This window comes from Ferrovibrio sp. GW821-FHT12E11, from assembly GCF_058806975.1.
The window spans coordinates 2376705-2397879 of record NZ_JBXAQG010000001.1 but is presented as its reverse complement, the minus strand read 5'-3'; the positions used below and the strand labels follow the sequence as shown (position 1 = coordinate 2397879).

Below are 21175 nucleotides of genomic sequence, written 5' to 3'. Positions count from 1 at the left end.
TTTAAAATATCGCCGGGGACGCTTATTGGTCGGATTTACCGATTTCAAGCTGCCCTTTCAGTCTGGCCAATGCCAGACGGATACGCGACTTCACCGTGCCGAGCGGCAGGTTTTCCCGTATGGCGATATCCCGGTGCGACAGATCGGAAAAGAAAGCGAGCTGCAGCAGCTTAATCTGTTCCGCCGGCAGGGTCTGCAGCGCAACGCGCAGCCGGGCCTCGTCCTGCGCCACATCCAGGCCCTGATCCGGCGCCGGCTCGGGGTCGGGGATCAGGGCCGGATCGTTGGGATCGAATTCGGGCCGGCGTTCGCGCCGCAGCCGGTCGATGCGTTTGTTGCGCGCGATGGTGAACAGCCAAGTGGCCACCGAGGCCTGCGCCGCATCGAAACTCGCCGCCCGGCGCCAGGCCAGGATCAGGCTTTCCTGGGCCAGTTCCTCGGCGGCATCTTCGGGCGTGCCCAGACGCATCAGATAGGCTTTCACCCGGGGGGCGAAATGCTCGTACAGCCGCGCAAAAGCCGCCCGATCGCCGGCCTGCGCCACCGCGGCCATCAGCTCTGCCTGCCGTTCACGGTCCATGGGGGCGCCCGATCATGGCGCAATGGTGCGGGAAGATCAGGGATAAGACAAGCCAGCCAATGGCTTAGACAACAACCCGTGAACGCTGTGACGGTTGCCATGATGTCGCCATGAAATCGGGTGGAAATCGCCTATCCGCCCCGCTATGTTCGCCGCCATGACCGACAACACGGCTAATCGATCCGCAGCTCAGACGCTCGCCTCGCTCCTCCTGTTGCCTGCCCTTACCATCGGGCTTGCCCTCGGCGTGTGTGCCCTCGGCAGCCCTGCCCTGGCACAGGCGAAGAAGCAGGAGGCCAAGCCGACGGCCGCCAAACCCGAGACGAAAAAGATCGGCAGCTTCAGCGGCTGGGATGCCTACGAGCATACCGACAAGGGCGCCAAGCTCTGCTACCTGCATGCGCTGCCGCAGAAGAAGGAACCGGCAGCCGCCAAGCGCGGCGAGATCTATATCCTGGTGACGCACAAGCCGAAGGAAAAGATCCGCAACGAGGTCAGCATCTATTTCGGCTACACGCTGAAGGATGCCACGCCGGCGCAGGCGGTGATCGGCCCCACCACGGTGGAGATGTTCACCCACCAGGAGGCCGCCTGGGCCTCCGATTCATCCGTCGACCAGAAGCTGGTCGATGCCCTGCGCAAGGGCAAATCCCTGGTGGTGAAGGGCGAGTCCGCCCGCGGCACCAAGACCACCGACACCTATGACCTGGGCGGCTTCATGCCGGCCCTGCAGGCCATCGACAAGGCCTGTGGCCTGCCGGCGACGTCATGAGCATTCCGGCGCTCTCCTCTTCTGCCGCCATCGTCGAGGATGTCCGCGTCGGCGACCGCGCGCCGGCAGCAGCCGATGGCCGCACCGAGCTGCTGGGCCTGACGCGCGCCGAAATCGCCGCGGCCCTGGTGGCGGCCGGTGAAGCCGAGAAGGGCGCGAAGATGCGCGCCAGCCAGCTCTGGCACTGGATCTACTATCGCGGCAGCCGCGACTTTGCCGCGATGACCACGCTGTCGAAAGACCTGCGCGAGCGTCTCAGTCATCATTTCAGCGTCGGCCGGCCCACGGCCAGCACGGATCTGAAAAGCACCGACGGCACGCGCAAATGGCTGATCCGCTTCGCCGACGGCGAAGAAGCCGAATGCGTGCATATCCCCGAGGACGATCGCGGCGCGCTCTGCGTCTCCAGCCAGGTCGGCTGTACGCTGACCTGCCGCTTCTGCCACACCGGCACTATGAAGCTGGTGCGCAACCTTAACGCTGCCGAGATCGTCGGCCAGGTGATGCTGGCCCGCGATCACCTGAACGAATGGCCCTCGCCGCCGGACGGCCGCATGCTGTCCAACATCGTGATGATGGGCATGGGCGAGCCGCTGTACAATTTCGACAGTGTCGCCAAGGCGCTGAAGATCGTGATGGACGGCGAAGGCATCGCCATCTCCAAGCGCCGCATCACGCTCTCCACCGCCGGCGTGGTGCCGATGATCGCGCGCTGCGGCGCCGAGCTGGGTGTCAACCTGGCGATCAGCCTGCATGCGGTGCGCGACGACATTCGCGACGTGATCGTGCCGATCAACAAGAAATACCCGATCAAGGACCTGATGGCCGCCTGCGCCAGCTATCCCGGCCTGAGCAACGCGCGCCGCATCACCTTTGAATATGTGATGCTGAAGGGCGTGAACGACACGCCGGCCGATGCGAAAGAGCTGGTGCGGCTGCTGAAGGGCGTGCCGGCCAAGGTGAACCTGATTCCGTTCAACCCCTGGCCCAACGCGCCCTATGAATGCTCGAGCGACGAGGCGATCCGCAAGTTCAGCGATATCGTCTTCAACGCCGGCTATTCCTCGCCGGTGCGCACGCCGCGCGGCCGCGACATCATGGCCGCCTGCGGCCAGCTCAAATCCGCCAGCGTGAAACGCAGCAAGGCCGATATCCTGCGCGAGCAGGCGGCCAAAGACGCGGCCGCCGCCGCCCTGCCGGCCTGACCATGCGCAGCCTGTTCGCCGCCGCCCTGCTTGCCACTGCCCTGCCGGCTGCCGCCGCGCAGGCCCAGAACCTGCTGCAGGGGCCGGGCCTGGCACCGCCGCCGGCCCAGTCGCAGATCAGCACCGCGATCCAGCCCCTCGCAGCGCCGCCGGTGCTGACGAATGTGGATGAGAACGTGGCCTTCAATCACACCGAACAGTGGCTGATCCCGCTGTATTTCGAGCGTGTGCGCCAGAAGCAGAAACGCGCCGCGCGTCAGAAACGCTACGAACGCGCCCTGCCCGCCGGCCTGACCGCAATCCCCGCACGGGGTTCGCAGCTGCCGCCAGTGGTGCTGGCCGAAGCGCCCCGCCTGCCGGGGCCGCTGCTGCGCGACCTGCCGCCGGCCCGTCCTGGTACCGAGCGCATCATCATTGCCAAGGATGTGGTGATGGTGCACACGGCCAGCGGCGAAGTGCTGGATGTGCTGAGCAACATTATTTACTGAGGCCGGGCCGTCCGGCGTATTAGCGCCGGAAGAACCCGACCAGCTCGGCCAGTTCGGTGGCCTGGTGCGACAGCGCCTGGGCCGAGGCCGTGGTCTCTTCCACCAGGGCCGCATTGCGCTGGGTGGTCTGATCCATCTGCGCCACCGCCATATTCACCTGTTCGAGGCCCGTGGCCTGTTCACGTGACGCTGCCGCGATCTCGGCGATGATGTCGGACACGCCGCGGATCGCCGTATTCACCTCATCCAGCGAAGCGCCGGCCTTGTCGACCAGGGCGGCACCGTCGCGCACATGGCCGTTGGACGCCTCGATCAGGTTGCGGATTTCCTTTGCCGCATTGGCCGAACGCTGTGCCAGCGCGCGCACTTCGTGGGCGACGACGGCAAAGCCCTTGCCGGCATCGCCGGCCCGGGCCGCCTCGACGCTGGCATTCAGCGCCAGCAGGTTGGTCTGGAAAGCGATCTCGTTCATCACCGCGACGATATCGCCGATTTTCGACGCACTGGCCTCGATCTGCTGCATGGCCGCGATCACGCCCTGCACCACGGTGCCGCTCTGCGCTGCCGTGCTGCGGGCATTATGGCTGAGGCCGTCGGCGCGTGTGGCGTTATCGGCATTCTGCTTCACGGTGGCGGTGATCTGCTGCATGGTCGCCGCCGTCTCTTCCAGCGCCGCGGCCTGGCTTTCGCTGCGCTGGGCGAGATCGAGGCTGCCCGATGAAATCTCTGCAGACGCGGTTTTCACCGCGGTGGCGCTTTCAGCCAGACGGCCGGAGAAATCGCCGAGCAAAGCCGCCATCGCATTGGTGCTGTCTTTCAGCTGCCCGAACAGGCCGGCATAGTCGCCCTGCACCTGGCGGGCGAGATCGCCGGCGCCGAGCGCCGCCGTCACCAGCGCCATCTCGTCCATCATATGCTGCAGCATTTCCACAAAGCGGTTGAGCTGCTGGCTGAGATCGAGGAAAAAGCCGCTCTTGCCATCCTGCGCCAGACGGCTGGAGAGATCGCCGGCAATCAGCCGGTTGACCAGATCGGTGACCTCGGCCGCCGAAACCCGCTCCCGGGCTTCCGCCTCGGCCTGCTGCAGTTTTTCATTGTCACGCACCATCTGGCGATCCCGCGAGGATTTGCGACGGGCCGCCGCCTGGCCGCGCCAGGCGCGCCAGGACTGTCGCAGCTGACCAAGGCGCGCACCGGCGCCCACGGCAGCAGCAACCGTGGCAATCACCGGCAAGCCCAGCATCAGGCAGAAACCAAGGATGCCGGCAAGGCGATCCGGTTTCTGTTCGAGCAGCGCCGCGCAGGCCGCCTGCAGATCCGCCGCGACGCGATCGCGCACGCGGCAGATCTGGTCGATACGCGCTGTCGTAACCTGGAACCAGTGCGGCGCGGCGATATCGGCCGCTTCGCCGGCCGCGAAGCTGTGATAGATACGGCTGCGCAGGGTATCGACTTCGGCGAATTGCGGCCCGCTGCGCAGATCGTCGAACTGTTTGGCCTGCGCCGGCGTGGCGTGGCTCTTGAACACCGTGAAATCGGCCTCCTGCAGGAAGCCCAGACTCATGAAGCGCTGGAATATCGGCAACTCGAACTTGCCGGCCGCCAGCGCGCCTGACCCGGTGGCGCGCTCCTGCGCCGATTTTTCCAGGCCTTCCAGCAGGGCGAGAAAGGCATCGAGACCGCGGGCGATCGCCATGTTCTGCAGCAGATAGCCCAGGCTGCGCACGCTCTCCAGCGCCTGACGGATCGGCGCGGTCCAGTTGGCGAAGGATTGCTGGGTGGTCAGATCCAGCCGGTCGATGGCCGGCCGTGCGGTGCGGGCCGAATCCAGCGCCTGGCTCAGCTCGGCGCCCGCCGCGAGCAACGGCGCCAGCAGGGCGAGGCCGCGGCAATCCTGCAGGGCGCGGCGCAATTCGGTCACACGATTGTCGAGATCGCCGCGCGCGCCGTTCAACTGCTCGCGGAACTGCGTGCCCTTGCTGCCGATGAACAGGGCGCTGGAGCCGCGCTCGCGCTGCAGATCATGGGCCAGCGCGCCGACCGCGATGGCATAGCCGATGGCCTTCGCCGCCGCCGGCGCTTCGCTGTACAACTGGCGCGCCTCGTAGAGCTGCGTGGCGGCATAGCCGACAAATCCGAGCACCGAAAGACTGCGAGACTGACCGGGCATTCACTACCTCTATCGCCTTTTGCGATGCCTATAATTTTCACTGAAAACAAAGCATGTTCCGTGCCAAGAAAACTTTTGCGCCCCTCAGTTGCGTTCAGCGCACGGCCCGCGGGCAATTGCCGCCACGAAAAACGGGATGCTGAACCTTCAGCATCCCGTTTGCCATCATCCTCATGGGCGAGAAGCCTGCGCAAACCGCACGCGGCGCCGCTTAGTAGCGTTTGTATTCGAGATACTTGCCGGTCATGACGATCTTGACGCGATCGCCCTTCGGGTCGGGCAGGCGTTCCATCGTCATGTTGAAATCGATGGCCGACATGATGCCATCGCCGAACTCCTCATGGATCAATTCCTTCCACGTGGTGCCGTAGACCTGCACCAGCTCGTAGAAGCGATAGATGGTCGGATCGGTCGGCGGCACCTGTGGCAGGGAGCCGCGATACGGGATCTCGCAGAGCAGCTTTTCCTCCATCTTGCCCAGGCCCAGCAGCTTGGCGGCCTTGGCGGCCTGCGCCGGCTCCAGCTTCATCTGGCCGAGCAGGGCGGCGGTGATGAGGATATGGGATTCCTTGGGATCGATCTTCTTGGCGATGGCCTTCCAGGTCAGGCCCTTCAGGCGTTTGGCATCGCAGATCTTTTCGGTAACGGCTTCGCGCTTCACGGGTCTCTCTCCTCTGCTTTCTGACGGTTATTCAGCGGCCGCGTTGACGCCAGCGGGGCGCACATGCGGCGGTTTCTTCGCATCCCAGCCAGCCGGCGGGATGAAGTTTTTCGAGCGCCGCACCAGGAAATCCAGCAGGTGATTGCGCATCGGGTAGTATTCGGCGAGCTGGTGCAGGGTTTCGCGCGTGCGGGTCTTGGGCAGGGTGTTGACCAGGATTTCAGCGATCTTCGCGCCCGGCCCGTTGGTCATCAGCACGATGCGGTCGGCCAGCAGGATAGCTTCGTCCACATCATGGGTAATCATGAAGACGGTGAGATTGGTGGTGGCGCGCAGGCGCAGAACCTCGTCCTGGAGCGTGCCGCGCGTCAGGGCATCCAGCGCCGAGAAGGGCTCGTCCATCAGCAGCGTTTTCGGCTCGATGCTGAGCGCGCGCGCGATGCCGACGCGCTGCTTCATGCCGCCCGACAGCTGCGACGGCTTCTTGGCCTCCGCGCCGGCCAGACCGACCATGGCGATATATTTGCGCGCATGTTCGGCGGCCTCGAACCTGGTCCATTTCGGCCAGCGCGACTGCACCGCGAACATCACGTTGTCGAGCACGGTCATCCAGGGCATCAGGGCGTGGCCCTGGAACACCACCGCGCGCTCCAGGCTCGGGCCTTCAATCGCCGTGCCGTCGAAGATGATGGCGCCCTCGGTGGCGCTGTCGAGCCCGGCCATGATGTTGAGCACGGTGGTCTTGCCGCAGCCGGAATGGCCGATGATGCAGACGAACTCGCCCTTATCCATGCTGAACCACAGATCCTCGAACACCGCCTGGTCGGCGCCGGGGAACTGGCGCTTGAGCGCCTCGACGGAAATGAAATGCTGGCTCATCGCACTTACTCGGTGAACGTGACGAGGCGGGTTAGGAAGCCGAGGAACTGGTCGAGCAGCATGCCGATCACGCCGATGAACAGGATGGCGTTGATCACATTGGCAATCGACAGGTTGTTCCATTCGTTCCAGACGAAGTAGCCGATGCCGGTGCCGCCGACGAGCATCTCGGCCGCCACGATCACCAGCCAAGCAATCGAGATCGAAATGCGCATGCCGGTGAGGATGGTGGGTGCGGCGGCGGGCAGGATGACACGGAAGATCTTGCGGAAGGTGCCGACCTCCAGGGTGCGCGCCACATTCAGCCATTCGCGCCGCACATTGGCCACCGCGAAGGCCGTGTTGGTCAGCATCGGCCAGACCGAGCAGATGAAGATGACGAAGATCGACGAGATCGCTGAGTCCTTGATGGTGTAGAGCGCCAGCGGCATCCAGGCCAGCGGCGACACCGGCCGCATGACCTGAATGAAGGGATCGAGAGCCTGGCGGAACAGCGGCGACAGCCCGATCAGGAAACCGAGCGGCACGGCGACGATGACGGCGAGGCCGAAACCCAGGGCCACGCGCAGGATCGACCAGCCGAGCTGCACGCCGATGCCCTGATCGTTCGGACCCTTGATGTAGAAAGGATCAGCCAGATGCGCCCACAGCACCTTGCCCACATCCAGCGGCCCCGGCATGGCCGATTTGCCCTGGGTGGCGGTCAGCCCCATGAGCTTGGCATATTCGGGATCCATGGCCTGGGTGGCGCCGGTGCCCGAGGTGGCGATATGCCAGGCCCCGAGCAACGACAGCAGGAGCGCCAGGGATACGATGGCGGCACGCAGGCGGAACGACATCTTCATCAACGCAACTCCGCCTGCGACTCAGACCCGCTTGATCTTGAACGAGTTGACGTATTCCGCCGGCTTGGACGGGTCGAAGACCTTGCCCATCACCGAGAAGGTCTTGTACGGGCTCGACGGCGGGGTGAGGCCGACATCCTGCATCAGCTTCTGGGTATCGGTGGCGAGGAAGACCTGTTCGGCCACCTTCTGGTAATCGATGTCGCCCTTGATCTGGCCCCAGCGCTTCATCTGCGTGAGAATCCAGATACCGAAGCTCTGCCAGGGGAAGGGCGCGAAATCGATGCGGTCGGGCACCTTCTTCACATTGCCCAGGCCGTCGGCATAGGTGCCGGTCAGCACCTGCTCGACCACCGTCACCGGCTGATTGAGATAGGCGGCCGGCGCAATGGCCTCGGCAATCTGCTTGCGGTTCTCGGCCTTGGTCGCATAGGCCGTGGCTTCGATGATGGCGCGTAGCAGGGCGCGATAGGTGTTCGGGGCCTGGGTGATGAACTCCTGGCTGGCGGCAAAGGCGCAGCAGGGATGGCCGTCCCAGATTTCCTTGGACAGGATATGGATGAAGCCGACGCCGTCATAGACTGCGCGCTGGTTCACCGGATCGGGCGCCAGGAAGCCGTCGATATTGTCGGCACGGAGATTCGCCACCATTTCCGGCGGCGGCACGGCGCGGATCTGCACATCGGTATCCGGATCGAGGCCATGCTCGGCCAGGTAATAGCGCAGCAGGTAGTTGTGCATCGAGTAGTCGAAGGGCACGGCGAGCTTGAAGCCCTTCCACGATTTCGGATCGCGCTTGTCCTTGTGCTTCATCGCCAGCGTGATCGCCTGGCCGTTGATGTTCTCGATCGCCGGCGCGGTATAGGGGATCGGGTTCGAGCCGGTGCCGGTGGTGATCGCCAGCGGCATCGGCGACAGCATATGCGCGGCGTCGTATTCCTTGTTGATGGTCTTGTCGCGAATCACCGCCCAACCGGCGGTCTTGACCACTTCGACATCCAGGCCGTGCTTGGAATAGAAGCCCATCGGATGCGCCATGATGATCGGCGTGGCGCAGGTGATGGCGATGAAGCCGACATTGAGCTTTTTCTTTTCCAGCGGCGCGGACCCTTGCGCAAAGACCTCGCGCGCGGTGGCCAGCGGGAAGAACTGTTCGATGGCCGCGAGCAGCGTGCCCGCGCCAATGGTGTGCAGCACGCGGCGGCGGGTCACGTCATTGGGGATCAGGGCGCGGACGACGGCCTGGTCGACCGCATTGGTCAGGCGCTTTTCTTCATCGCCGGCGACCTGCAATTGCTGGTCGCGCTGCAGCAGCGCCAGCTCGGCATTGTGGTCGGCCAGCGAACGATGGGCGCCGCAGGGACAGGCGGAAAGATCGGTACCCGCATCGAACGGATTCTTGAACAGCGACATATCTCATCCCCCTGGTGGCTGGCCTGACGGATAAATTTGCAAGCCATGTGCCAGAGGGGGTGCGGCGCAGCATTGCCGCGTAAAACCTGCATAAATGAGCGGAAGTAATGTTCTGCCCCTTACTACGAATATTCGTAGTATACGAAACTTCGTAGTTATGATTACAATATTTCGTAATGACCGATCAGACGCCCCTCCCTGCCGTCAGCGCGCTGGGCCATGCCTTCGACAGCAATCCGCAAGCGATGCTGGCCGTCGACCCGACCGCCGACCGCATCCTGGATGCCAACCCGGCCGCCGCCCGGCTGCTGGGCTATGACCGCGACACACTCTGCGCCATGAAGATGACCGAGCTGCATCCGGGCCAGCGTCCGGCCCTGATCGTCTTCACCGAGGCCGTGGCGGCCAAGCGGCGCTACTGGACCCGCGACCTGCGGCCGCGCCATGCCGGCGGCCATGAGCTGAAGGTGGAGTATGTCGGCGCCTTCATGAGCGCGGCCGGCCATCTGCTGCTGACGCTCGGCGACCTGGACGAACTGCGCCGCCGCCATGTCGATGCCGAAGCGGATTCATACTTACGCGGCGGCATTGCCGAATGGCAGCGCGTCGAGCGGTTCTTCCGCGACATCGAGCGCGAGAACCAGCTGATCCTGCGCGCTGCCGGCGAAGGCATCTATGGCGTCAATGCCGAAGGCAAGACCACCTTCGTCAATCCCGCCGCCGAACGCATGCTGGGCTGGACGGCGGATGAACTCGTCGGCCAGGACATCCATTCGATGGTGCATCACAGTCATGCCGACGGCTCGCACTATCCCGGCCATGACTGCCCGATCTATGGCGCCTTCCGCGACGGTCATGTGCATACGGTGGCCAACGAGGTGTTCTGGCGCCGCGACGGCAAACCCTTCTGGGTCGAATACACCTCGACGCCGATCCGCGACCGCGGCGCCGTGGTGGGCGCCGTGGTGGTGTTCCGCGATGTCAGCCTGAAGCGCGAAGCCGATGAAAAGCTGCATGCGGCGCTGGAGGAAGTGGAAAGCCTGCGGCAGAAGCTGGAACTGGAAAACGCCTATTTGCAGGAGGAAATCCGCGCCGAAAGCAATCATCGCGGCATCCTGGGCAAATCGGCGGCGATCCAGAATATCCTGCGTCAGGTGGAGCTGGTGGCGCCCACCGACGCCACCGTGCTGGTCACCGGCGAGAGCGGCACCGGCAAGGAACTGATCGCGCGCGCCATCCATGAAGCCAGCAAACGCAGCGACCGCCCGCTGATCCGCGTCAATTGCGCCGCCATTCCGCGCGAGCTGTTCGAGAGCGAATTCTTCGGCCATGTGAAAGGCGCCTTCACCGGTGCCTTGCGCGACCGCATCGGCCGCTTCGAGCTGGCCGATGGCGGCACGCTGTTCCTGGATGAGGTCGGCGAGATTCCGCTGGAGTTGCAGGGCAAGCTGCTGCGCGTGCTGCAGGAAGGCCAGTTCGAGCGCGTCGGCGAGGAGCGTACCCGCAATGTCGATGTGCGCGTGATCGCCGCCACCAACCGCGACCTGAAAGCCGAAGTGCGCCAGGGACGGTTCCGCGAAGACCTGTATTTCCGCCTCAACGTCGTGCCGATCGAATCGGTGCCGCTGCGCGAACGCCGCGAGGATATCCCGGCGCTGGCTGCGCATTTCCTGCGCGGCGCCGGCCGCAAGCTGAAGACCGATGGGCTGCGCCTGAGCGAAGGCGACATGCGGCGGCTGTCGCACTACGACTGGCCCGGCAATGTGCGCGAACTGGAGAATGCCATCGAGCGTGCCGCCATCCTGGCGCGCGACGGTCGCCTGCGATTCGACCTGCCGGATGCCGCAATTCCCGCCGCCCAGCCGGTGGCCGTGGCTGCGAGCCAGCCGCTGCTGCTGACCGAAGATGACCGGCGCAGCCGCGACCGCGCCAATATCCTGGCCGCATTGCAGGCCTGCGGTGGCAAGGTGTTCGGCCCCGGCGGTGCGGCCGAACTGCTGGACGTGAAACCGACCACGCTCGCCTCGCGGCTCAAGGTCCTCGGAATCCGCAAACCTGCTGCCGAAAAGGCAGGCAGGCAGCCCTGAAAGCGGGCAGACCGCAGCGCACCCCTTGTTTGTCTCTCGATTCAGGGCTTCACTGCTGTCGCGTTCCCAGACGCACTCCTTTCAAGAGGCGATCATGGCAACCACGAAACTCGACAAGAACCTGCGGCTCGACCTGCCGCGCGACCTGCTGAAAAGCCATCACTGGCAGGCGGGCACCGAATTCATCATCGAGGACCGGCCCGATGGCCTGCTGCTGCGGCCGCTGACCGAGCCGAAAAAGGCCGCGAAAGCGGGCACCGCCAGCCATGGCGCCGCCGGCTGCGACCGCACGCTGGCCGAGGCCATGCGCGACCGCTACGCCCGCCTCGGGCACTGAATCGGCCGCCGCGGCCTCGCCTTTTCGATACTCCGGCCCATATCAAGGACTTGTCGTGACCACGGTCACGGCAGGCCGGGTCCTGTGTCGCCATGATCCGGCCGTAATTTCCCGGCACTGGTAGCGGGATACAAAGTCGCCCCCGGAGCGTTAGTCCATCATGTCGCCGCTTGTTACCCGCGTTGCTTTCGCCGCCGCCACTCTGCTGGCGGCGCTGCCGGCCGTTGCCCAGACCAAGGCCGCGGAACAGAGCAGCGGTGACAACTTCCGCCTCACCGTCGGCGGCGGCGCGATCTATGCGCCGACCTATCTGGGCTCCGACGAATACGAGGTCGATCCGATCCCGCTCTTCGACCTGCGTTATGCCGACCGCTTTTTCCTCTCCACCCGCGACGGCCTCGGCGCCAACCTGCTCGAGCGCGGCTCGAACTGGAAAGCCGGCCCGGTGGTGAAATACCGCTTCGGCCGCGACCAGGATGACGATGACGCCCTGCGCGGCCTGGGCGATGTCGATCCGGCCGGCGAGGCCGGCGGCTTCGTGCATTACGACATGCGGCCGTTCAAGCTGGGCGCGGAAGTGCGCCAGGGCTTCGGCGGCCATGACGCCGTGATCGGCGATGTCTTCGCCAACTGGTCGACCAAGCTGAGCGACAGCCTGATGCTGACCGCCGGCCCGCGCGCTACCGTGGCCTCGAAAGATTTCACCCAGACCTATTTCGGTATCGACAGCGCCCAGGCGGCGCGCAGCGGCTATCGCCGCTATGCGCCTGACGGTGCCTATATGAGCTACGGGCTCGGCGCCAACCTGACCTATATGCTGAACGAGCGTGTATCGCTCGGCGGTTTCGCCGGCCTCGACCGCATCGCCGGCGACGCGGCAGACAGCCCGCTGGTCGACCAGGCCGGCTCGGCCACCCAGGCCCGCGTCGGCGTCACGCTGGGCTACAGCTTCGGCTGGTAGGCGACCGCGCCAAACCGTCGCCCCGGGCTTGACCCGGGGTCCCATTATCCTTTGCGATAAAAATGGGATCCCCGCTTTCGCGGGGATGACGTGGAAGATTTACCGCACGTCGCCCAGTTCCACATTCACCAGGTTCACCCAGTAGGCGGCACCGGTCAGGATGATCTGGTCGTTGAAGTCGTAATGCGGCGTGTGCACCGAATGGCAGGAGCCATCCGCGATGCTGCCGCCATTGCCGATCAGGATATAGGCGCCCGGCTTCTGCTCCAGCATGAAGGCGAAATCCTCGGCGCCGGTCAGCGGTTCGGCATCGCCATCGGTGCGCGCCTCACCCACGGTGAGCGCCGCAGCCTTGAGCGCCAGCAGCGTCTGCTCAGGCGCATTCTTCAGCGGCGGATAACGCCGCAGATAGTGATAGTCCACGCTGCAGCCATGGGCCTTCGCCATGCCTTCGGCGATTTCGCCCAGGCGACGGTCAAGCAGGTCACGGTCTTCCGGCGTATAGCTGCGCGCCGTGCCGCGCACGGTAACCTCTGACGGAATCACATTGGCCGCGCCATACTGGCCGGCGGCCAGATGGCCAACGCTGACCACGGCGGCATGCTGCGGATTCACATTGCGGCCAATGATGCTCTGCGTCGCGGTGACAAAAGCCGCGGCCGGCTGTGTCGGGTCGGTGCCGAAATACGGCATGGCACCATGGCCACCGGTGCCGCGGAACACGGCCGTCCATGTGTCGCTTGCTGCCATCATCGGACCCGGACGGATGGCGAAGTCGCCGGTCTTCAGGCCGGGCATGTTGTGCATGCCATAGACGGCATCGACGGGAAACTTCTCAAACAGGCCATCCTCGATCATCACGCGCGCGCCGCCCTCGCCTTCCTCGGCGGGCTGGAAGATGAAATGCAGCGTGCCGGCGAAATCGGGATTCTGCGCCAGATGCTTGGCCGCGCCGAGCAGCATCGTCGTGTGGCCGTCATGGCCACAGGCATGCATCTTGCCCTGATGCACCGAGGTGTAATCGAAGGTGTTCTTCTCCTGCATGTTCAGCGCATCCATGTCGGCGCGCAACGCGATCGTGCGCTGGCCGGCACGCTTGCCTTTCAGGGTGCCGACCACGCCGGTTTTCCCCAGGCCGCGATGGATCGGGATGCCCCATTCGGTCAGCTTGGCCGCGACCACATCGGCGGTGCGGTTTTCCTCGAAGGCGGTTTCGGGATGCTGGTGGATGTCATGGCGGATCGCGGTCAGTTCGTCGCGATAAACCTGCATATCCTTCAGAATATCTTTGCTCATCTGGGGCTCTTCTCGATCAGGGGCTTGGCCTTAGCACAGCACTGCTGACCGGCCTTGGCAAGATGTACCGGTACATTTCCCCCTCTGGACTTGTGCAAATCCACCCCTATCATCGCCGGCACCCGAGACAGCCAAGCAAGAGCCCCTCATGGCCACCGATACCGCCAGTTCCCCCGCCCGCCCCGCATTCCATCACCCTTCGCTGAGCCAGTGGCAGAGCGTCTCCATCCTGGCCGGCGCAGCCATCATGCTGTCGCTCGCCATGGGCATGCGACAAAGCCTGGGCCTGTTCATGCAGCCGGTGACGAAAGATATCGGCATCTCGGCGGCCGATTTCGCATTCGCCCTGGCGATCCAGAATATCGTCTGGGGCGTGGCGCAGCCCTTTGCCGGCGCACTGGTCGACCGCTTTGGCACCCGGCTGATCGCGCTGTTCGGTGGCCTGCTCTATGCTGGCGCACTCATCATTACTGCCTATGCCCACAGTGCCTGGATGATCACGCTCGGCTCCGGCCTGATGATCGGTGTGGCCCTGGCCTGCACGACATCGGGCATCGCCGCCAAGATCGCGGCGAAAGTCGTGCGGCCCGAGCGGCGCAGCCTGGCCTTCGGCCTGGTCTCCGCCGCCGGTTCGATCGGCACCTTCTTCTGCGCGCCGCTGGCCCAGGGCGTGATCCAGGCGAGCGGCTGGCAGATGGCGATGTTCGTCTTCGTGGCGCTGGCCGCCGCCATGCTGCCCGCCGCCCTGATGGGCGGCCGTGCCGACAAGGTGCCGCTGGATGCGATCCCCGGCGCCACCGAAACCATGCGCAGCACGCTGGGCGAGGCTGCCAATCATGGCGGCTATATCGTGATGGCGGCGGCCTTCTTCGTCTGCGGCCTGCAGCTGGTGTTTCTCACCACGCATCTGCCCACCTTCCTGGCCGATTGCGGCGCCGATCCGATGCTGAGCGCGCAGGCGCTCGCCGTCATTGGCGCCTTCAATGTCTTCGGCAGCTGGCTGTTCGGCTGGCTCGGCGACCGCTACCACAAGCCGATGCTGCTGGGCGTGATCTACATCGCGCGCTCGGTCGCCATCGCCGTCTATTTCAGCCTGCCGGTGAGCCAGGCCAGCACGCTGGTCTTCGCCGCCATCATGGGCACCCTGTGGCTGGGCGTCATTCCGCTGGTCAACGGCCTGGTGGCGCAGATCTTCGGCATCCGCTATCTCGCCACGCTGACCGGCATCGCCTTCTTCAGCCACCAGGTCGGCAGCTTCCTCGGCGCCTGGGCCGGCGGCGTCATCTATGACGCGCTCGGCTCGTACCAGCTCGCCTGGCAGCTCGCCGCCGGCATCGGTGCGGCGGCCGGCGTCATGCAGCTGTTCATGAACACGACACCGACCGAACGCGTGCTGGCGAGCCAGCGCGCGACGGTCGGCGCCGAGTAATCACCGCGCCAGATACTGCTGCACGGTGTCCTGCGCCACCTTCTGGAGGTGGGCCGCCGTATCGGCGTCGAGCCCGGCCGTGTACTTCATGCCCACCGGCGATTTACCGAACAGCGTGGCATAGGTGACGGCCGAGGCGAGATAGGTGCCGGCCAGACTGGGGTGGCGCTTGTCGGCCACATAGAGATTGAGATCGGGCTTCAGCTTGATCGACTGCGCAAAGGCCAGGCCCGCCGGAATCACCAAAGCCTTATGCTCGTTGCCGGCCTTGGTATAGGCCTCGGCCAATTGCTCGGTCATTTCGGGCTTGTCCTGATAGGCCCAGGACATGAAAAAGACCGGCTGGCCGCCATGCTTGCGCACGGTATCGCTGTGTTTCTTGGTGTATTCGGCAAAGACCTTGCTCAAGGTCGGATGCACCGGGCACTGGCTGCAATCCATCATGACGGCAACTTCGAACAGCTTGCCGCCCGGCGGGTTGAACACCACCTCGTTGTCGCCGACGAAGGAATAGCGGCCGATGCCGTTCGGCTGAAAATAGGCATCGACATTGTGCCAGTCGAGACCGGAACCGCTGATCGTCACCGACGAGGCGCGATACTTATGATCCTTCATGCCTTCGCGGACCATGAGGGCAATATGCCCGTGCATGCTGTTGTTGTAGTAGAAGAAGCTGTTGCCGATATAGATCACCGAGGCTGGTGCTGCACCGCCGAGATCCTTCACGGCGGGCCTGGTCTGGCCCCAGCCGGTCGTGGTGCCGGCCAGCGACAGCGTCACGGCCGCAGCGATTCCAAATGCGAACTTGCGCAGGGTCATCTTTGTTTCCTCCGGGTTTTATTTTTGTCCGGCGCAAGTCTAGTGCGCCGGACAACCGGAGGCAAATCCGCTGCGCCTGTCGCTAGCGGCGGGCGAACAGCCGCCCCAGGGTCAGAACCGTGGTGAGCAGCGCACCCACGACAAGGCCGATCCACAGGCCCGTCACGCCGAGACCCTGTATCTCGCACAGGTAGAGCCCCAGCGGCGTGCCGATGCCCCAATAGGCGACCAGCTTATAGGTCATCGGCGCCCTGGTATCCTTGCGCCCGCGCAGCAGGCCGATGGCGACGAGCCCGGGATAGCCAACAAACTGCAGCAGGCCGAGCAGAAGCAAAAGCACCACGGCAACCTGCGCCGCAGCAGCACCCGCCGCACTGGCATCGAAGAACCACACCGCCAGCGGTTGCGCGCCGAGCGCCAGCAGGAGGCAGAATGCGATCCCGCCGGCAGACGACAGCACCAGGCTGCTGGCGATCACGGCGCGGCCGGCGCTGGCATCGCCCAGGCCGTCGGCCCGGGCCAGTCGCACCATGGATGCCTGCTGCAGTGCGGCCGAGCCGGCATAGATGATACCGGCCATCCGCAGGGTGAGCGTATGGGCGGCGACATCGGCCGCGCCCAAGGTGGCGGCATAGAGCGTCACGGCCAGATAGAGGCCGGTCTCGGTGGCCATGGTGACGCCGATGGGCAGTCCGACACGCAGCACGGCAACAAAGCCGCGCCAGTCGAACGGCGCCGGCACCGCCGGCCGGAGGGGTGCCGTGCGACGCGCCATCAGCAGCAGAAGCACCAGGCTGGCGCTCGCCACCAGCAGTGTGGCGAGGCCCGACCCGGTCGGGCCGAAGGCCGGAATGGGGCCCATGCCCATCATCAGCACATAGTTGCCGGCCGCATTGAGCGGCAGCATCGCCAGCGTGACCTTCAGGAAGGCCTGCGGCTGCTCGGCCGCCGTCAGCAGCGTGCGATACAGCATGACGCCCAGCATCGGAATCAGGGTGAGCGCCATGGTCTGGGTGAAGCCCGCGCCCAGCGCGAGTAGGCGCGGTTCCAGTCCGAAGGCCTGCAGCCAGAGCGGCGCGAACCAGACCACCGGAACGGTCGCTGCCGTCAGCAGCGCCACCAGCATCCAGCCGATCCGTTCGAGCCGGTGGCGGTCCTCGGCATCGGCGCGCGCCACCGCCGCCGCATAGAAGGGCGCCACGCCGCCCAGGATGCCGGCGCAGATGTAGAAGACGATCGAGTAGAGATCGCTGCCGACCGCCACCGCCGCCAGCGCATCGGTGCCGAACAGCATCGACACCATCAGCGTGTCGGTCACGCTCATGCCCATATTGACCAGCGCGATCAGTGCGATCGGCCAGCCAAGCCGCAGCAATGCGCCACCCTCGCTGATCGGCAGACGCCACGCGGCCGGGTTCGCCGCGAAATCCGTTTGTGCAATCGACATCGGTATCCCTGTCTGTTGTCTGCCGCCGTCAGGCGGCAGGACGGCGACAGCCGCGGCTTGCAGCGCGGCTGTCGCCTGTTGCTTCGGTCAGCGGTCGCGCAGACGCCGCTCGGCGATCCAGAACGGCCGCGTCGCCTCGTATTGTGCGACCAGCGGATCGACGCCCGCATCGCGCAGCGTGCGGTGATCGACCTGTCCCAGGGCCCGGCGCGCCCGGATACGCCGGCGCCAGGTGCGCACCGCCTCCACCAGCCGTGTCAGGCCGTCGGTCTGGCGATCCTCGGCGCGCCGGCCAATGATCGTCCCGGTCACTGACCGCAAGACATGGGCGCGCATCAGGCCCGCGCTTCCAGGATCAGGTTGAACGGCGTCTGCGTCGCCCGGCGGAAGTGCGAGAAGCCGCTGGCCTTCGCCAGTTCCGCCAGACGGCCCTCGCCGGCCTGGGCGCCCAGCACATGCGTGCCGTTTTCAGAGATCGCATGGGCACAGCACAGCATGGCGGAACCGGCGTAATACATGCGGCCGATCGGATTGAGGTTGTCTTCCACCTTGTCGTTGGCAAACGGCTCGACCAGCATCACCGTGCCGTCCTTGGCCAGCGCCCTGGCCGCCTGCTTCAGCGCGACATCGGGATGCCCCATGTCGTGCAGCGCATCGAAGAAGCAGATCAGATCGAAGCCTCGCTCCGCATAGTCGCCGGCCTTGGCCACCTCGAAGGTGACGCGGTCGGCGACACCTTCCTGTTCCGCATTGCTGCGGGCCTGGGCGATCGAACCGGCATGGGTATCGAAGCCCCAGAAGCGCGACTTCGGGAAGGCTTTCGCCATGATGATGGTGGAATGGCCATGGCCACAGCCGACATCGGCGATGCGTGCGCCGTTTTCCATCTTGGGGACGACGCCCTCCAGAGCGGGCAGCCAGGCCGGCACCAGGTTGGCGGCATAGCCGTTGCGGAAGAAGGCGGCGACGCCGCAATAGAGCCGCTCGTGATGGTCGCCCCAGGCCACGCCCTTGCCGGTGCGGAAGGCCTCGATGGTCTTGTGCTCGTCGAACCACAGCGAGGCCGTCACTTCCAGGGCATTGGGGATGAAGACCGGGCTGCTATCGTCGGCCAGCATCAGCGCCTGTTCCGGCGAGAGCTCGTAAGTCTGTTCGATGGCGTGGTAATCCACATAGCCGCCGGCGGCCTGGCAGTTCAGCCATTCGCGCACGTAGCGTTCCGCACAGCCCGAGCGCTGCGCCAGATCAGCCGGTGTCAGCGGCCCGGCACCGGCCATCGCCTTGTAAAGGCCGAGCTTGTTGCCAACACTGATCATCACGCCGCCATTGGCGGCCGAGAGTTCGCCGACGGCCATGCTCACGAGCGCGTGAAGCTTGTCTTGATCGATCATCATAGAATCATTCCATTCTGTAGCTTTCCCGGGGGGTCGGGGCGGCGGAGAATGGGCGCTGTCGCAGCCGGATGTGAGAGGCTAACTTGTCAATACCGGTCCTCTTGTGCCAATGAAGCGCTCAAATGAACCCTAAGCTCATCCATGTCAGCCTGATCGCCATCCCCGAGGCCTCGGCCTCGGTGCTGTTCGGCATGCATGATCTGATGAATGCCTTCCCGCAGATGCAGGGCATCATCCCCGGCCTGCCGGAGATGACGCCGTTCCAGGTGGAACTGGTGGGCGCGGAGGCCGGCGAGCTGATCGTGGCGGGCGGTACGCGGGTGAGCGTGCAGCGCAGCTTCCGCGACGTGGACCAGACCGATATCGTCATCGTGCCGGCGCTGGTGATGAAGGCCTGGCGCACTGGCCGCTACAACAGCCTGGTCGACTGGCTGGCGCGGCGGCACGACGCCGGCGCCACGCTCTGCTCGGCCTGCTCGGGTATTTTCCTGATCGCCGAGACCGGCCTGCTGGATGGCCAGCGCAGCACGGTGCACTGGTCCTACGGCCCGCATTTCCAGGCGCTGTATCCCAAGGTGCCGGTGCATCCGGAGCAGACCCTGACCATCGCCGGATCGCGGCAGCAGTTCGTCTCCTGCGGCGCCTCGATGTCATGGCACGACCTGGCGCTCTACCTGGTGGCGCGACACACGGGCGAAGCGGCGGCGCGCGCGGTGGCGAAATTCTACGCCCTGCAATGGCATCGCGACGGGCTGCAGCCCTTCATCACCTTCGAGGGCCGGCGCGATCATGGCGACGCCGCGATCCTGGATGCGCAGAGCTGGCTGGATAAACACTACCAGGTCGCCGACCCGGTGGAGGAAGTGGTGAAGCGCTCGGGTGTGGCCGAACGCACCTTCAAGCGCCGCTTCACCAAGGCGACCGGCCATGCGCCCATGGCCTATGTGCAGCAGATCCGCATCGAGGAAGCGAAACGCCGGCTGGAAGGCACGCGCGATCCGGTCGACGAGATCGGCTGGCAGGTCGGCTACGAGGATCCCGCCTTCTTCCGCCGCCTATTCAAACGCGTGACCGGCATTTCGCCGGGCAGCTACCGGCGCCAGTTCCAGATTCCGGCCTATGCCACGCCTGGCAGTGCGCCCGGGCAGGCGGCCGAATAGGGACGGCCATATCGCAGCCGCTGCGGATATCCGCATCGCCGGTTGTTCAACCACGTGATGAAACAGTTTGGCGGCGGCAATCGCCAGCGTGCCGACCACAAGCGAAGCCGTGGTGGCCGCCATGACAGGACCGAGCAGCGGCAGCAGCGGCAGATAGGCTATGCCGCCGAACGACCAGATCAGCGGCGCGTGCAGCAGGTAGAGGCCGAAGGAAATCTGGCCGAGAAAACCCGACAGCGGGTTGGCAAGAAAGCGTTGCAGCACCGGCGCCAGCATGACGCCGCCGACGATCAGGGCAGCACGCAGCTGGCTGGTGCCGAGAATCGGACTGGCCGGATCGGGCGGCGTGGCGGCCGGATCGTAGACGCTGAGGCCGAACAGCGGAAACAGGCAGAGCCCGAGCACCACCAGCGTGACGCCCACCGGATCGCGCCAGGCGGCGATACGCGTGTCGTGGCGCGCCAGATCGTGGAAGACGATGCCGAGCGCGAAGAGCGAGCAATAATTGGCGATCCAGCCGGCCGGCCATGCCGTGGACGTGAGCGCCAGGAGTGTGCCGGCGAACAGCGCCGCCGTCAGGCGCGTGCGGCCGGCAGGGAGATACAGGGCGAGCAGGAACACCAGCAGCGAGCCGGGGAATTCGATGCGGATGGTCCACAGCACCGGATCATGCACCGGCGTCGGCCCGATGAAGGCGGAGACAAAGGCCTCGCGCAGGATGTCCCAGACGGACGGGGCGTAGGCCGGCGGAAAGAACATGCGCATCCAGCCCGACTCCGCCGCCCAGCCGATGGCGATGCTGCGATCGGCATTGATCTGCAGCAGCGCCCAGACCACCAGGCCGGCGGCAAAGATCGGGATGCCGAGCCGCAGCCAGCGTTTCAGAACCAGCCGGCCGAGGCCCGGCCGCAGGCCCTTTTCCCGCGCCGCATCCAGCGCGGCGGTCAGCACGATGCCCGACAGGATGAAAAAGATCGACACCGCCAGCGGACCATCGGTGAGGAAGCTGAACGGCGCCGCCGCCGGCGAGGCTTTCACGCCGGCCTCGTGGCCATCGGGGGCAAAGGCCAGCAGCAGGTGATGGAACAGCACGAACAGCGCCACCCAGCCGCGCAACCCGTCGAGATACAGAATCCGGCGCATAGTTCATCCTGCCCTGATCGTCAGACCCGGGATAAACGCTGCAGTGCGGCAGGGTTCACTGTTGCGCGAGGCTATGTCTCATCTTGGTC

General features: G+C 65.3%; 20 protein-coding genes. 8 read left to right on the top strand and 12 right to left on the bottom strand.

Annotation, left to right across the window (positions count from 1 at the left end):
• Window positions 1-22: 22 nt before the first annotated feature.
• Entirely contained in the window at window positions 23-580 is a 558-nt protein-coding gene (locus tag AC1ROT_RS12030; RefSeq protein WP_492999240.1) for a sigma-70 family RNA polymerase sigma factor, read from the bottom strand.
• Between the two features lie 247 nt (window positions 581-827).
• Here AC1ROT_RS12030 and AC1ROT_RS12025 point away from each other — a divergent pair, with 247 nt between their 5' ends.
• The 3 genes from AC1ROT_RS12025 to AC1ROT_RS12015 are packed head-to-tail and all read left to right on the top strand — an operon-like array spanning window position 828 to window position 3045.
• A complete protein-coding gene (locus AC1ROT_RS12025; protein ID WP_492999239.1) occupies window positions 828-1352 on the top strand; it encodes an invasion associated locus B family protein in 525 nt (174 codons plus the stop codon).
• A complete protein-coding gene (rlmN, locus tag AC1ROT_RS12020) occupies window positions 1349-2557 on the top strand; it encodes a dual-specificity RNA methyltransferase RlmN (RefSeq protein ID WP_492973544.1) in 1209 nt (402 codons plus the stop codon). Before AC1ROT_RS12025 ends, rlmN begins: the two co-directional genes overlap by 4 nt.
• A 2-nt stretch (window positions 2558-2559) precedes the next feature.
• Window positions 2560-3045: a hypothetical protein gene (locus AC1ROT_RS12015; RefSeq protein WP_492973545.1), complete on the top strand. Its 486-nt coding sequence runs from the start codon at window positions 2560-2562 to the stop codon at window positions 3043-3045.
• 19 nt (window positions 3046-3064) lie between these two features.
• Here the strand turns inward: AC1ROT_RS12015 and AC1ROT_RS12010 are convergent, their stop codons facing one another.
• The 5 genes from AC1ROT_RS12010 to AC1ROT_RS11990 form a co-directional block, all read right to left on the bottom strand.
• A complete protein-coding gene (locus AC1ROT_RS12010; protein ID WP_492999237.1) occupies window positions 3065-5215 on the bottom strand; it encodes a methyl-accepting chemotaxis protein in 2151 nt (716 codons plus the stop codon).
• A gap of 211 nt (window positions 5216-5426) precedes the next feature.
• Entirely contained in the window at window positions 5427-5876 is a 450-nt protein-coding gene (gene cynS, locus AC1ROT_RS12005) for a cyanase (protein WP_492973547.1), read from the bottom strand.
• A gap of 27 nt (window positions 5877-5903) precedes the next feature.
• Window positions 5904-6755, bottom strand: a complete 852-nt coding sequence (locus AC1ROT_RS12000) for an ABC transporter ATP-binding protein (protein WP_492973548.1) — start codon at window positions 6753-6755, stop codon at window positions 5904-5906.
• Between the two features lie 5 nt (window positions 6756-6760).
• Window positions 6761-7600 carry a nitrate ABC transporter permease gene (ntrB, locus tag AC1ROT_RS11995; RefSeq protein ID WP_492973549.1) on the bottom strand — a complete coding sequence of 280 codons (840 nt, stop codon included), beginning with the start codon at window positions 7598-7600 and terminating at the stop codon, window positions 6761-6763.
• Between the two features lie 21 nt (window positions 7601-7621).
• Window positions 7622-9013, bottom strand: coding sequence for a CmpA/NrtA family ABC transporter substrate-binding protein (locus AC1ROT_RS11990; RefSeq protein ID WP_492973550.1), 1392 nt, complete (start codon window positions 9011-9013; stop codon window positions 7622-7624).
• Window positions 9014-9189: 176 nt separating this feature from the next.
• Here AC1ROT_RS11990 and AC1ROT_RS11985 point away from each other — a divergent pair, with 176 nt between their 5' ends.
• The 3 genes from AC1ROT_RS11985 (at window position 9190) to AC1ROT_RS11975 (ending at window position 12398) form a co-directional block, all read left to right on the top strand.
• Complete coding sequence (locus tag AC1ROT_RS11985; RefSeq protein WP_492999235.1) at window positions 9190-11100, top strand: sigma-54 interaction domain-containing protein; 1911 nt, start codon at window positions 9190-9192, stop codon at window positions 11098-11100.
• A gap of 94 nt (window positions 11101-11194) precedes the next feature.
• Complete coding sequence (locus AC1ROT_RS11980) at window positions 11195-11437, top strand: hypothetical protein (protein WP_492973552.1); 243 nt, start codon at window positions 11195-11197, stop codon at window positions 11435-11437.
• 160 nt (window positions 11438-11597) lie between these two features.
• Complete coding sequence (locus AC1ROT_RS11975; protein ID WP_492999234.1) at window positions 11598-12398, top strand: MipA/OmpV family protein; 801 nt, start codon at window positions 11598-11600, stop codon at window positions 12396-12398.
• A 99-nt stretch (window positions 12399-12497) separates the two neighbouring features.
• Here the strand turns inward: AC1ROT_RS11975 and AC1ROT_RS11970 are convergent, their stop codons facing one another.
• Window positions 12498-13694, bottom strand: coding sequence for a M20 aminoacylase family protein (locus tag AC1ROT_RS11970; protein ID WP_492999233.1), 1197 nt, complete (start codon window positions 13692-13694; stop codon window positions 12498-12500).
• Window positions 13695-13842: 148 nt separating this feature from the next.
• Here AC1ROT_RS11970 and AC1ROT_RS11965 point away from each other — a divergent pair, with 148 nt between their 5' ends.
• Window positions 13843-15123, top strand: a complete 1281-nt coding sequence (locus tag AC1ROT_RS11965; RefSeq protein ID WP_492999232.1) for an MFS transporter — start codon at window positions 13843-13845, stop codon at window positions 15121-15123.
• Here AC1ROT_RS11965 and AC1ROT_RS11960 read toward each other — a convergent pair whose 3' ends face one another.
• The 4 genes from AC1ROT_RS11960 to AC1ROT_RS11945 form a co-directional block, all read right to left on the bottom strand.
• Complete coding sequence (locus AC1ROT_RS11960) at window positions 15124-15942, bottom strand: hypothetical protein (RefSeq protein ID WP_492999230.1); 819 nt, start codon at window positions 15940-15942, stop codon at window positions 15124-15126.
• Between the two features lie 82 nt (window positions 15943-16024).
• Window positions 16025-17389, bottom strand: coding sequence for an MATE family efflux transporter (locus AC1ROT_RS11955; protein WP_492999227.1), 1365 nt, complete (start codon window positions 17387-17389; stop codon window positions 16025-16027).
• An 87-nt stretch (window positions 17390-17476) separates the two neighbouring features.
• Complete coding sequence (locus AC1ROT_RS11950; RefSeq protein WP_492999225.1) at window positions 17477-17725, bottom strand: YjiS-like domain-containing protein; 249 nt, start codon at window positions 17723-17725, stop codon at window positions 17477-17479.
• Entirely contained in the window at window positions 17725-18783 is a 1059-nt protein-coding gene (locus AC1ROT_RS11945; protein ID WP_492999222.1) for a class I SAM-dependent methyltransferase, read from the bottom strand. Before AC1ROT_RS11945 ends, AC1ROT_RS11950 begins: the two co-directional genes overlap by 1 nt.
• 122 nt (window positions 18784-18905) lie before the next feature.
• Between AC1ROT_RS11945 and AC1ROT_RS11940 the strand changes: the two genes are divergently transcribed.
• Window positions 18906-19943, top strand: a complete 1038-nt coding sequence (locus AC1ROT_RS11940; RefSeq protein ID WP_492999218.1) for a GlxA family transcriptional regulator — start codon at window positions 18906-18908, stop codon at window positions 19941-19943.
• On the opposite strand, the gene AC1ROT_RS11935 is transcribed toward AC1ROT_RS11940, so the two are convergent.
• The gene (locus tag AC1ROT_RS11935; RefSeq protein WP_492999217.1) at window positions 19839-21086 is read right to left on the bottom strand and encodes an acyltransferase family protein; all 1248 of its coding nucleotides are present in this window, start codon (window positions 21084-21086) and stop codon (window positions 19839-19841) included. The two genes, AC1ROT_RS11940 and AC1ROT_RS11935, sit on opposite strands and share 105 nt — an antisense overlap.
• Window positions 21087-21175 lie beyond the last annotated feature (89 nt).